At 43.4% G+C, this 13,422-nt stretch carries 6 protein-coding genes; 4 read left to right on the forward strand and 2 right to left on the reverse strand.

Annotated elements, in window-relative coordinates; translation table 11 throughout:
- Positions 1 to 64: 64 nt before the first annotated feature.
- Entirely contained in the window at positions 65 to 502 is a 438-nt protein-coding gene (locus G7092_RS07420; protein ID WP_166087732.1) for a carboxymuconolactone decarboxylase family protein, read from the forward strand.
- A gap of 146 nt (positions 503 to 648) precedes the next feature.
- Positions 649 to 4,218 carry a TraB/GumN family protein gene (locus tag G7092_RS07425; protein ID WP_166087734.1) on the forward strand — a complete coding sequence of 1,190 codons (3,570 nt, stop codon included), beginning with the start codon at positions 649 to 651 and terminating at the stop codon, positions 4,216 to 4,218.
- Between the two features lie 85 nt (positions 4,219 to 4,303).
- On the opposite strand, the gene G7092_RS07430 is transcribed toward G7092_RS07425, so the two are convergent.
- The gene (locus G7092_RS07430) at positions 4,304 to 5,782 is read right to left on the reverse strand and encodes a glutamate synthase subunit beta (protein WP_166087736.1); all 1,479 of its coding nucleotides are present in this window, start codon (positions 5,780 to 5,782) and stop codon (positions 4,304 to 4,306) included.
- A 6-nt stretch (positions 5,783 to 5,788) separates the two neighbouring features.
- Positions 5,789 to 10,306, reverse strand: coding sequence for a glutamate synthase large subunit (gene gltB / locus G7092_RS07435; protein ID WP_166087738.1), 4,518 nt, complete (start codon positions 10,304 to 10,306; stop codon positions 5,789 to 5,791).
- Positions 10,307 to 10,959: 653 nt separating this feature from the next.
- Here gltB and G7092_RS07440 point away from each other — a divergent pair.
- Both G7092_RS07440 and G7092_RS07445 read left to right on the forward strand, forming a co-directional pair.
- On the forward strand, positions 10,960 to 11,451 hold the full coding sequence (locus G7092_RS07440; protein ID WP_166087739.1) for a D-glycero-alpha-D-manno-heptose-1,7-bisphosphate 7-phosphatase: 492 nt from the start codon (positions 10,960 to 10,962) through the stop codon (positions 11,449 to 11,451).
- Positions 11,452 to 11,650: 199 nt separating this feature from the next.
- Entirely contained in the window at positions 11,651 to 13,177 is a 1,527-nt protein-coding gene (locus tag G7092_RS07445; protein WP_166087741.1) for a hypothetical protein, read from the forward strand.
- The last annotated feature ends 245 nt before the right edge of the window (positions 13,178 to 13,422 follow it).

Genomic DNA, 13,422 nt, shown 5'->3' on the forward strand with positions numbered 1-13,422 from the left:
TCTTGATTCATTTTTTGAGGTATGTTTTGTCCTGATCTTTGGGTATCACAAAAAACAAAAGAAAATGAAAACAAGAATCTTAATCAAAAAAGCAGATCCTGAAGCATATAAAGCACTAGGCGTTTTAAGCAGTTATGTTGCCAACAGCAGCTTAACCAAAACTCATCAGGAACTCATCAAAATACGTGCATCACAATTAAACGGCTGTGCTTATTGTATAGACGCGCACACCAAAGATGCCCGCAAAAACGGCGAGACCGAACAACGTATCTACGCCCTGAACGCCTGGCGCGAAACGCCTTTCTTTACCGAAGAAGAGCGTGCTATATTGGCCCTGACCGAAGAGGTGACCCTGATACAAAATCACGTATCCGACAAAACCTACGAAGAAGCCGAACGCCTCCTGGGCGAAAAATACCTGGCCCAGGTAATCATGGCCATCATCAACATCAGCGCCTGGAACAGGATCGGTATCGCTACAGGGATGCAGCCTGCTTTGTAAAAATCACAATTCTTCTTAAAAGCCATTTCAAGGCGTGAATTTTTTTAGGACATGCCCTCAAAAAATTCACGCCCTGTTTATTTACGGCATAATAATATCTGTTATATTAGCAAACCGTTATTTGAAACGGTTTTTGATTATTTATTATGACCCAACCTTATCTTGCCAAGCTCTTGCAGACATTATGCAACGGTCGCTCTATTTTGGCCATCCTGAAACGATGCGCCCTGTTCATGCTCTTCTTTTTTATTTCTGTGTTAACTGTTACGGCCCAGCAAAAAGGCAGCTACACTTTGCTTTGGCGTATCAGTGGCAAAGGTTTAGCCAAACCTTCATACCTGTTTGGCACCATGCATGTAAAAGATAAACGCGCTTTTGGTTTTAGCGATTCGGTAATGCTGGCTATTCAAAATACGCAGGCTTTTGCGCTTGAAGTACATCCGGATACGCTGATCGGTAAAATGTTTGAAACCATTCGCGAAAAAGATAGTACCCGCAGTATCCGCAAACTGCTGAGTAAAAATAATTATGACAGGCTGGCCAAACGCTTCCGGGAAAAGAACGGATACCCAATGGGCAACATCGATCCTGTTCAGCTGGAATCTATGATGAAACCTGAAAAGAAAAAGGCGGATGATAAAAAGACCGTTGTTGATGCTTACTTATATGGCGTGGCGCGCGGTTTGGGTAAAAACATCTACGGACTTGAGAATACCTCGCAACAGTATGACGAAATTTTTGGATCAAAAGCCGACCTGAAATCAAAATTAGAAGATCTGCTTGATGATAATGAAGAAGCAGACCTTGAAAATACCGAACAGATGACCAAGATATACAGCACCGGTAACCTAGAAAGTATTTTGGCATTTATGGATGAACACAACATGGGTACTGATGAAATTATTGCCCGCAACAAAGTTATGGCAAACGGCATGATTCAGCATATGAAAGATCAATCACTGTTTACGGCTGTTGGTGTTGCCCACCTGCCTGGCGAAAATGGCATCATTTCACTACTCAGAAAAGCAGGTTATACCTTAACACCTGTAAGTGCTGGTTTTACAGGTATTGCCAACAACTATAACACCGATTACTCCAAACTCCAATGGCAAACTTATACCGAAGAAAACAACGGATATTCTATAGCCTTTCCCTTTAAACCCATCAAAACCAATGTGTTTTTGGGTGTAAGCACCACCGTGTATGCCGATATTGCCAATGATGCTTTCTTTGGTGCATTTGCTATAAAAAAAGGCTCAGATCAAAAACCGGCAAATCAAATAGAAGTGATGCAGGACATGATTAACCGGTTTAAGGCCGATAAGAAGAATAATATACTAAGTCAAAAACCAGTAGTGATAGCCGGCTTAAAAGGTATCGATATCGTTATGAGATCGGGTAATAATGTTTTAAAATATCGCTTGTTATATACTAACAACTACCTGTATTGCCTGTATGGCGGCAATAATGAAGCAACGCTCAATTCAGCCTATGCCGATCGTTTTTTCAATTCATTTAAAAGTTTCAAACCAACTTCAAAAATCAATCCGGACTGGATTACTATAAAAAATGATACTGCAGCATTTTCACTGCATGTACCCGGTCAGCTCAAATTGCTCGAAAAAGAAACACCCGATCCCAGCGATATTCACGGGGAGTCTTTCAAAATGAAGATCTATTATATAACGGATACTGTTAATTTAGAAAACTATATTATACGTTATAATGATTATCCGGCGCAAAAGTATCTGGCTTATAAGAGTAAGGTTTTTGATGCCCTGGTAAACGAAATAAAATCAAAAGGGACACAGGTTGGCAAAATCAAACAAATATTTAAGGATGGGTATGAGGGCCGGGAGTTTGGTTTTATGCTTGCCGAAAAATACAACTGCAAGGCACAGATATTTGTGCGCGGAAACCGGATCTACCTTTTAATGAAGCAAAACCTTCAGGAAGGATCCAAAGAGCAGCCCATGGACGGCTTTTTTGAGTCGTTTAAGTTTCTGCCTTATATTAAACAAACGCTGAAGCCATTTAAAATTGACGACAGCGCTTTTTCGGCAGCGGGTTTTTCCATATTAAAAACTGCCTCTGATACCACGCATGACTATACTTCATTTTTGACATCCGTTTCAGACACGTATTCAACTAACCCGGCATCGGGCGGCTTGTATATTTTGGAGCATGCTACTATCAATAAATACTACCGTATAAAAAATGTCGACTCTTTATATAATTACCTTATTCCTAAGTTTGTTCATTATCCCGACTCTCTCATCAAAACAGATACGATCCTGGTAAACGGTTTGAAGGGCCGCGAGTTTATATCAGAAAAAAGGGAAACCAAGGAAAAAAGACGGTATCGCTTATTTATTGACAATGGCCACTTGCTTTATTTTTTTGGGTTTATGGCCAATGATGAGTTGTTTGACGAAAACAACAACGCTTTTTATAATTCCCTGATCAAAACAGGTACTAACCCTTCAATTGATCTGAATGCTTCAAAGGCCGAATTGATCACCAACGGTCTCTTAGCTACCGATACAAGCATTTATAAAGCAGCGCACGGAGCCCTCTCCTATTATAAATTCGAAAAGGAAGAACTTCCTTTTATTTACAAGGCACTTGATAAGAAATATGCTGATGATACCAGTAGTACAGGTACCCGCGCAAAATTGGTTGAAGTCCTGGAAAAAGTAAATGACACCCAAACTATCAGCAAACTAACCTCACTTTTTAAAAACCCGGATACAGGCGATGAAATAAAGCTAAACATATTAGCTGCCATCCCCAGGATAAATAAAAAGGAGGGTTATGATATCTATCTTGATCTTTTAACCAATTCGCCTGTTTTAAAAAGCGAAAATATTTACCCGGCTTTTGGACCTCTAAATGATTCGATTGAGTATGCTGCTGCTAACTTTAAACGCCTGATACCGTTGTTGAAATATCCGGATTATCGTAAAGAACTGCTGTCCATTACGCAGCAGATGCAGTATACAGAAGTTAAAGAGAAATACCTTCCTCTTTTAAAAACCCATTTTAATGATCTGACACAATATGCTCAAACCGATTTGGATGCATACCTTTCTAAAACAGATACGGCTAACAACAAATGGTTTTCATCTGGTTATTATTATCTCCGGCTGATGCAATCAGTGAAAAACCAACCTGTAACAGAATCATTTACAGCAAAATTTATCCGCGGTGATAAAACCGGGAATCAATTATATACTGCCGTCACTACCCGCCTAATGAATCATTTGGTTACAGATCAGAAACTGATAAATCAACTTATGGATAGTATAGAGAACCGTTATAATTTGATGGAAACCCTGAATAATGAAAAACAGTTATCACGCGTTCCGCTTAAATATAAAAGCCAGGCTGAGTTTGCTAAAATCAACCTTTACCAATCACTGGTTAATACAGACGATGATGATATGCCACAAAATATAACCTCATTAGGTACTCTATCAGATAAAAGCGGTATTTACTATGTATTTAAGTACAACCGGACATATAGCGAAGAAAACACATCATACATAGGTATATGCGGTCCTTATTCTCCCGCTTCAACCAAATTGGATTTCAGCAGCTATCATGCCTATTTTGACGGATCAGTTAAGAAAGCCAACTGGCAGCAGCAGGCCAAAGGCATGATACCCAAACTTAAACAACAAAATAAAGAGGAACTTGCCAACGCGGCTAAATAAAGCTTATCCTATAACAAAAAAGCCGGGTCTTTTTCAAGAGCCCGGCTTTTGGATTTGGATTTATAATTCAATTAGAACACACTAATTAGAATACTTGGTCAAATTGGTTAACGGCGTCTTTGCTTTCGAGCACGGAATGCCCCATCAAAAACTCGTCAACCTTGCGGGCGGTTTCGCGGCCCTCAGATATGGCCCATACCACCAGTGATTGTCCGCGGCGCATATCGCCTGCGGTAAATACTTTGCTTACATTGGTACGGTACACACCTTCTTTTGCTTTTACGTTTTTACGCTCGTCAAGCTCAACTCCCAACTGCTGGATCAAACCTTCATGCTGCGGATGTAAAAAGCCCATCGCCAGGAATACACGCTGACAAGGTATTTCGCGCTCAGAACCTTCGACCACGTTGAATTTTACCGGGCGACCCAGGAAATCCTGCTCCCACTCTACATCAACTACTTTAAGGGCTCTAAGGTTACCTTCGGCATCACCTAAAAACTCCAAAGTGTTTACGCCCCAGAAACGCTCAGCGCCTTCTTCGTGCGAACTGGTGGTTTTCATCACCATAGGGTAAGTTGGCCATGGCATGTGTTTGGTGCGCTGCTCTGGCGGCTGAAACATCACCTCAAATTGTTTGATAGAGCTGGCACCCTGGCGGTTTGATGTACCTACGCAGTCAGAACCGGTGTCGCCACCGCCAATGACTACCACATCTTTACCGGTAACCAGGATATCTTCACCCTGAACCTGAATATCGCTTACCCGTTTGTTTTGCTGTTTCAAAAAGTCCATCGCGAAATGAATGCCTTTTAACTCGCGGCCCGGGATGTTCAGGTTACGCGGGATGGTTGAACCGCCTGCCAGTACTACAGCATCATGACTGCGTACCAGTTCATCAGCAGCTACGTTAACACCAACCTCGCTGTTGCATTTAAATACAACACCATCTTTCTCCATCACTTCGATTCGGCGCTCAACTACCCATTTTTCCAGTTTAAAATCGGGGATGCCATAACGTAACAGGCCTCCTGGTTTGTCGTCGCGTTCGTAAACGGTTACCGCGTGGCCTGCCTTGGTGAGCTGCGCTGCAGCAGCCAATCCTGCCGGACCTGAACCTACCACAGCTACCTTTTTACCGGTTTTAACCAGTGGAGCCGTCTGTTTTACCAGGTTTTTCTGGTAAGCGATCTCGATAATATGTTTCTCAATTTCCTCAATAGCTACAGCGGGTTTGTTGATACCCAGCACACATGCCGACTCGCACGGAGCTGGACATATACGGCCTGTAAACTCGGGGAAATTATTGGTTGACGATAAAATATGGTAAGCCTCTTCCCAGTTTTTACGATAAACCGCATCGTTAAACTCCGGAATAATATTACCCAGCGGGCATCCCGAATGGCAAAACGGAATACCGCAATTCATACACCTGGCCGATTGCTGGTTCAGCTTTTCGTCGGTATATAAATTAACAAACTCTTTATAGTTTTTTACGCGTTCAGCAGCGGGGGTCTTGGTTGGTAACTCCCTGTTAAACTCCTGAAATCCTGTTGGTTTTCCCATTGAAATTTAGCCTATTGTTTGATATTGTAATTTCTCTATTGCTTTTTTATACTCTTTCGGATACACTTTTACAAACTGTGTAGATGCTTGCGCCCAATTGCTCAGGATCTGCTGTGCCAGTTTGCTGCCGGTTAAGCTGATGTGCTTGCGTAACAATGCCTGTATTTGTTCCCCATCCTGTGCAGATAGCGGATCAAGGTCAACCATCTCGGTGTTGCAGTTTTCGGCAAAAGTACCTTCCGGATTGTATACCCAGGCTATACCACCGCTCATACCCGCCGCGAAGTTTCTGCCTGTTTGTCCCAGGATCAACGCACGACCGCCGGTCATGTATTCGCAACCGTGGTCGCCTATACCTTCAACAACTGTTGTTGCACCGGAGTTACGCACCGCGAAACGCTCGCCTGCCATACCGCCGATGAATACCTCGCCGGATGTAGCGCCATACAGGGCCACGTTACCGATGATGATATTATCTTTTGGTACAAAAGTGGCATTACCTGCCGGGTAAATAGCCAGTTGTGCTCCTGATAAACCTTTACCTACATAGTCATTTGCTTCGCCTTCCAGCTCAAAGGATAAACCTTTAGTGGCAAACGCGCCGAAGCTTTGACCGGCTGAACCTTTAAACTTGTAGTTGATGGTATTATCCGGTAATCCTGCCGATCCATATTTTTTAGATACTTCGTTGGATAACAAAGTACCGATGGTACGGTTAACGTTGATCACATCAAATGATGCAAATACAGGCGTTTTATCTTCCAAGGCTGCTTTAGCGCTTTCCACCAGTTTCCAGTCCAGGATATCGGCCATGCCATGATCCTGGCTTTCGCTGTTGTACAGGGTCATGCCTTTGGTATTGGTTACCGGGTGCAGGATGCCGGAAAGATCAATCTTTTTAGCTTTCCAGTTATCCAGGTGGTCTTTTACTTTCAGGAACTGAACACGGCCCACCATCTCATTGATGGTACGGAAGCCCAGTTCGGCCATGATTTCGCGCAGCTCTTCGGCCATAAACTTAAACAAGTTCACCACATGCTCAGGCTTGCCAGAGAATAGCTTACGCAATTCAGGATCTTGTGTGGCCACACCTACCGGGCAGGTGTTCAGGTGGCATTTGCGCATCATGATACAGCCGCCGGCAACAAGGGCAGCAGTAGCTACGCCCCATTCTTCGGCACCCATCAGGGCGGCAATAGCCAGGTCACGACCGGTTTTTAACTGACCATCTGTTTGCAATACCACACGGCTACGCAGTTTGTTGCGTACCAGGGTTTGATGAGCCTCGGTTAAACCAAGTTCCCATGGTAAGCCCGCGTGTTTTACAGAGCTTATTGGCGATGCGCCTGTACCACCATCATATCCGGCAATCAGGATCACATCGGCGTGTGCTTTGGCAACCCCCGCAGCAATAGTACCTACGCCTGCTTTTGAAACCAGTTTTACGTTGATACGCGCGGCGCGGTTGGCATTCTTTAAGTCGAATATCAATTGAGCCAAATCTTCGATAGAATAAATATCGTGGTGCGGTGGCGGAGAGATCAAACCAACACCCGGTGTAGAGTGACGGGTTTTAGCGATCCAGTCGTCCACTTTATGACCGGGTAATTGTCCGCCTTCGCCCGGTTTTGCACCCTGGGCCATTTTTATCTGCAGCTCATCTGCATTAGTCAAATAATTGGAGGTTACACCAAAACGAGCCGAAGCGATCTGTTTAATAGCCGAACGCATCGAATCGCCGTTTGGCAATATTTCATAGCGCATTTCGTCTTCACCACCTTCGCCGGTATTACTTTTACCGCCAATGCGATTCATGGCGATAGCCATGGTGCTGTGTGCCTCATGCGAGATAGAACCGAATGACATGGCGCCCGTTGCAAAGCGTTTCATGATGTTTTCGGCCGGTTCAACCTCATCAATGGTGATGGCCTCACGGTGATGGGCAAAATCAAGCAGGCCACGGATGGTGAAATGCTTTTCGGTTTGCTCGTTAATTACTTTAGCGTAGTTTTTATATACTTCGTAGTCATTAGTACGGGTAGCATGCTGTAATAAGTGTACAGTAGTTGGGTTAAACAAGTGGGCTTCACCACGACGTTTCCACTGATAGATACCACCTTCGGGCAGTAAGTTATCAGCCGCTTTTGCACTAAAACCAATGCGGTGTTTGCAAAGAGCTTCGCGGGCAATTTCATCCAGACCTAAACCGCCTATGCGACTTACAGCACCGCAGAAATAACGATCAACAACAGCTTTGTTCAAACCTAATATTTCAAACACCTGTGATCCGTGGTATGACTGCAAGGTAGAGATCCCCATTTTAGAGAAGATCTTCAGCAAGCCATCGTTTACAGATTTTACATAATTCTTTTGCAGATACTTGATATCCAGGCTGGTTTCCAGGCTGCCATTGTTTTTGATAGTTTCGATGGTTGACAGGGCCAGGTAAGGATTGATAGCCGTTGCACCAAAAGCCAGCAAGCAGGCAAAATGGTGTACTTCCCAGGCATCGCCGGTTTCCACAACCAGGCCTACTGCACCGCGGCGACCGATCTTAACCAAATGATGGTGAACCGCAGATACTGCCAGTAGTGATGGTATAGGCGCATGTTCAGAATCCACCGCACGATCCGACAGGATCAATACCTCAAAACCGTCATCAACCGCATCTTCGGCATAGCGGCAAAGTCTGGCTATACCTTTTTCCAGTGAACCCGGCATGCCATCGGCATTAAAATAAGTTTGCAGGGTTTTAGCATGGAACAAACCGGTATCAATACTGCGCAGTTTCTCTAACTGGTGATTTTTTAATATCGGGTGTTTTAACACTACGCAATGGCAGTGCATTTTATCTTCATCCAACAGGTTACCGTTGTTGCCGATGAAGGTAGCCAAACTCATTACCAAACGCTCGCGGATAGGATCTATCGGCGGGTTGGTAACCTGGGCAAAAAACTGTTTAAAATAGCTCGACAGGTGCTGTGGTTTGTCAGACAGGATAGCCAGAGGCACATCCGTACCCATAGAACCTACAGGCTCTTTACCATCAACCGCCATTGGTTTAATGATAGTGTCGATATCCTCGCGGCTGTAGCCAAATACCTGCTGGTAACGGAACACTGCCGACTCAGACAGGCTGGCAAATGCCAAACGCGGTTCGGCCAGTTCGCCCAGGTTTATTTTATAGTTTTCCAGCCAGCGGCCATATGGTTGTTGTCCGCTAATCTCTTTTTTTATTTCATCATCGGTAATGATCCTGCCTTTTTCGGTATCAATCAATAGCATTTTACCGGGCTGTAAACGTCCTTTACGTACTACGGTACTTTCGTCAATAGCCAGTGTGCCTGCCTCTGAAGCTGCAATTACACGGTTATCATTAGTGATCACATAACGCAACGGGCGCAGACCATTACGATCAAGTACAGCGCCAACCAGTTTACCATCGGTAAAGCTGATAGCGGCAGGGCCATCCCATGGCTCCATTAAAGTAGCATGATATTCGTAGAATGCTTTTTTAACCGGATCCATCTGCTCGTTGCCGTCCCATGCTTCGGGGATCAGCATCATCATTACATGTGGTAATGAACGGCCTGAATGCAGTAATATCTCGATGATATTATCCAGACAGGCAGAGTCGGACTGGTTATTGTCGATCACCGGCATGATCATCTCCATTTCTTCGGCACTGAAATAGGTCGAAGCATAAGATTTTAAACCAGAGTAGAACCAGTTTAAGTTACCGGTAAGGGTATTAATCTCGCCGTTATGGGCAATCAGGCGGAAAGGTTGCGCCAATTTCCATGACGGGAAGGTATTGGTAGAGAAACGCGAGTGGATCATGGCAAAGCCAGATGCGATACGCGGATCGTTCAGATCTGAATAATATTTACGCAGTTGATAGGTAGTAACCTGCCCTTTATAAACAATGGTTTTACATGATAATGATGTAAAATAAAAATGCTCACCGGCGCCGGGAATAGTTTCGACGATGGTTTTATTAATATACCTTCTTAATATAAACAGTTTACGTTCAAAATCATCGGCATTGGTAATGCTGCCCGGGCGGGCAATAAAAATCTGCTCAACATCCGGTTCGGCCTGGCGGGCGGTTTCGCCAACAGCCATCGAATCGACAGTAAGCTTACGATAGCCTAACTTGATCAAACCCAGCTTTTCAATAGCATTGGTGATCACATTTCGGCATGCTTTCTTTTGTGCCGAATCTTTTGGAAAAAATATCATCCCCACACCATACTCACCGGGTTCAGGCAGGCTGATCTCCAGGTTTGAGCATTCTTCCATGAAAAATTCATGTGGCAATTGTATCAGTATACCTGCGCCGTCGCCGGTTTCAGGATCGCATCCGCAAGCGCCGCGGTGTTCCATGTTTTCCAACATAGTTAGCGCATCGTCAATGATCTGGTAAGATTTATGACCGTTAATATTGGTTATAAATCCTGTTCCGCAGGAGTCGTGTTCAAATTCTGGCCGGTAAAGGCCCTGGTGGCTCTCAGTTTGATTCATCGTAAAATTTAAACCAGTTTTATAAAAAGGGTGTAATCACGAAATTACTAAATCCCACATAAATTATAAAATTATCGGTTATTTTTTAAAATATCTAAAAAATCCATTACCGAAGTAATGTTTATTTAACAAATCGATAACAAAAAATACAGAATATTATGATTAAGAAAATGAAACACGATATTTTACTATTTAGAATCGATATAAAGTTGCACAAACAAAGCAATATTCAGTTATAGCAGCGGTAATTTTTATTATAACAGAATTAAATTTTGTGCGATTTCTCTATGTATCCTATAGGATAATGACTGTTTTTAAATAGTGTACAACTTACATTAACCGATTCGTTATCGACTCACCCCGGCATCGTTGCGCTCGCCGACCCTCTCTTCGCCTACGGCGGAAAGATGGTAAAAAAACTATTTGTCATGCTGAGGAACGAAGTATCTATTTTTGAACTTTTAATCGCAAAATAGATCCTTCACTCCGTTCAGGATGACAAAGAAGCAAGAATCCGAACCCCTCTCTCCAACGAAGCTAAAGAGAGGGTGCCCGAGCGAAGCAATGGGCGGGTGAGTCGACGCCGATTAAAGATATGCCTACCTTTTAACCTAAATTTTAGAATTGTTAACTTCGCACAAAATTTAAAACTGATGCCAGCAAAAAATAAAGCCGTTTTTTTAGATCGTGATGGGGTACTTAATCAGGAAATGGGCGACTATGTGCGCCGCCTGGAGGATTTTCATATCCTGGATAATTTTGAAGCACTAAAAACCCTGCAGGATCGAGGTTATATACTGTTGGTAGCCACTAACCAGGGCGGCCTGGCCAAAGGCTGGTATACCGAAGAAGAACTGGGTAAAATGCACAGTTTGTTAAAGCAGACCTACCACGAGCATGGTGTGGAAATTACCGACTTTTTTTATTGCCCGCACCATCCTCAGTTTACCGGCGATTGCGATTGTCGCAAACCAAAACCAGGACTATTATTACAAGGCATTGCGAAATACGATATCGACCCTGCCTTATCTTATTTTATAGGCGACCGTGAGCGCGACGTAGAAGCCGGAACCGCCGCCGGTGTTAAAGGTATATTAATAGACAGCGACCAGCCGATTAGTACGGTGTTGGATCAAATAAAATAAGAGCCCCACCCAACCCTCCCCTAAAGGGAGAGGGCTTTAAAAAATGGATTCTAAAAGTCTCACCCTTTAGGGGGAGATTATTCACGGTGATTCGCTCTTAATGTGTTCATGAGGGCTGCGCCGTTTAGAGGGGGCTCTACTTTTTTAAAACATTTTCGCTCTATACAACTTTTACCACTATTAACCAGTAAAACATCACATGCAACTAAACCGCTACCTGAAGAACTATGATACTTTTATAGCCGCACTGCTTGGATTTTTCGCTGTGCGTATATTTTGCAGTTATAGCGGTATCGGCATCTCGCCCGATTCAATCATGTATGTGAGCGCTGCCCGCAGTTTAAACACCAACGGTACGCTGCAAACATTTAATCATCTCCCCATAGTTGATTTCCCGGTGTTCTACCCTATTTTTCTGGGTATTATCAAATTCATCACCCGTATTGATCCGGTTGTTTTTGGTTCGGTTCTGAACGGGCTGATGTTTGCCACCTTAATATATTTCAGCGGCTGGATTATGCATCGTTTTGTACCCACATCACGCGTTTATAAATGGCTGATGCTGGTGGCCATTATACTGAGCCCGGCCTTGTTGCAGGTATACTCCTATTTATGGTCGGAGACTTTATTTATTCTGGAAACCTTAATCTTCCTGGTAGCTTTCAGGCAATACCTTTTAAAACATACGCTTAAACCATTACTGGTGGCCGCTATTATTGCTGCTATCAGCTGTATTACCCGTTATGCTGCGGTCACCATTGTAGGCACCGGTGGGTTGCTTTTATTGTTAGACAGGGTGTTGCCACTTAAAAAGAAAATCGTACATATTATGATATACGGTTTTGTTTGTATATCGCTGCTGGTAGGCAATCTGTTGTTCAACGCGTTTATGTCGGGCACTACAACCGGGCCGCGCGAACCTTCTATTACCTCCTTTGGTAAAAACCTGTACTATTTTGGTACCGTAATGTGCGATTGGATGGGCTTTACCCCCAATCAGTACTACCTGGCTACACCGATTGCTACCATTATGCTGCTGGGCTTTATAGCAGCTTTGGCTTACAATTACTATCGCCGCCGGCTGGATAGTTTTGAAAACCTGGCCATTACTTTTGCTTTGGTTTATGGACTGTTCATTATCGTTTCCTCCACCTTTTCGCGTTACGAACGTATCAATCACCGTTTACTGGCGCCAATTTTTATTCCGGCGCTTTGGGGTTATACCAGTTGGGGCTTGCTCATTTTGAAGAAGATTAGCAGTATAGCAACCCGCAGAATAGTAGCCGCTTTGTTTATAGTACTGATGCTGGGCTTTGTAACCAAGGAGTTTTTGATTGATAAAGCCCGCTACAGCGACCAGATAGCCGACCAATATGGCAACCCGGGCTATACCGACAATAGCTGGATCGAATCGCCTTTTGCGGCTTATTTGAAACATATTGATAAAAACATGTTTAAGCCAAAGGTTACCATTTACACCGATGCGCATGAGGCGGTTTATTTCTTTTCGGGCATGTCGTCGTACCTGGTTCCGCACCGTTTCTTCAAAAAAGACATTGCCAGTTTCTATAAAAAGAAACATTTCTACCTCATCTGGTTTAATGTGCTTGAAAACCCCGAACTGATCAACCTAAAAGATATTCAAAAAGTAAAATCGCTGAAGCTGATCAAAGATTTTGGCGAAGAGGGTGCTATTTATGAATATGAGGATCTGAATCAGCATTAAAGAATTTTAGAATTTACGGAACACAAATTTTCAATAATTCAATTTAGCGGGCAAATTATAGGGCATAATTCAGAAAATCCTAAAATTCAGAAAATTCTGATTCAGAAACTTTGATTTAAAAAACATCTGTCTATATTTGCGACAGCTAATCCATAGTTTTACTATATAAAAATGAACGGCATCGCACTACATCATCTTCATCTGCATCACCACCATGTGGTGATCAGCTAATATGTATGTTTCTA

This window comes from Mucilaginibacter inviolabilis, assembly GCF_011089895.1.
GTDB classification, from domain to species: domain Bacteria; phylum Bacteroidota; class Bacteroidia; order Sphingobacteriales; family Sphingobacteriaceae; genus Mucilaginibacter; species Mucilaginibacter inviolabilis.

Coding starts and splice junctions, on each gene's coding strand:
- G7092_RS07420 (WP_166087732.1), top strand. CDS start 65: ATGAAAACAAGAATCTTAATCAAAAAAGCAGATCCTGAAGCATATAAA.
- G7092_RS07425 (WP_166087734.1), top strand. CDS start 649: ATGACCCAACCTTATCTTGCCAAGCTCTTGCAGACATTATGCAACGGT.
- G7092_RS07430 (WP_166087736.1), bottom strand. CDS start 5,782: ATGGGAAAACCAACAGGATTTCAGGAGTTTAACAGGGAGTTACCAACC.
- gltB (WP_166087738.1), bottom strand. CDS start 10,306: ATGAATCAAACTGAGAGCCACCAGGGCCTTTACCGGCCAGAATTTGAA.
- G7092_RS07440 (WP_166087739.1), top strand. CDS start 10,960: ATGCCAGCAAAAAATAAAGCCGTTTTTTTAGATCGTGATGGGGTACTT.
- G7092_RS07445 (WP_166087741.1), top strand. CDS start 11,651: ATGCAACTAAACCGCTACCTGAAGAACTATGATACTTTTATAGCCGCA.